General features: G+C 73.3%; 1 protein-coding gene. It reads left to right on the top strand.

Translation table 11 applies throughout. The annotated features are described in order from the left end of the window. Window positions 1-277: alanine racemase (locus tag ACQG3P_RS19580; protein ID WP_426805974.1), on the top strand; the 277-nt coding region annotated here is incomplete at both ends.

The raw sequence follows: 277 nt of genomic DNA, 5'->3' as shown, positions 1-277 counted from the left end.
ACCGCGCTGGCTACGCACCGCCCGGCCGCGTTGCCGCCGTTGAACGTGCTGGTGCAGGTCAATCTCGACGATGACGGCAGCAAGCACGGCTGCACGCCCGACGCCGTGCCGGCGCTGGCCGCCGCCATCGCCGCCGAACCCCGCCTTTGCCTGCGCGGGCTGATGGCCATCCCGGCGCCGTGGCCGGACGCGGCTCGACGCGCCCAGGCCATTGAACGCATGCACGCGCTGTTTGCCGAGCTGGCCACCCGCTACCCGCAGGCCGACACCCTCTCCA

The organism is Stenotrophomonas sp. SrG (genome assembly GCF_050031795.1).
In the GTDB taxonomy this organism is placed as follows: domain Bacteria; phylum Pseudomonadota; class Gammaproteobacteria; order Xanthomonadales; family Xanthomonadaceae; genus Stenotrophomonas; species Stenotrophomonas rhizophila_A.
Note: the sequence above shows the minus strand (reverse complement) of the source record. Positions and strands in the feature narration are given on the sequence as shown.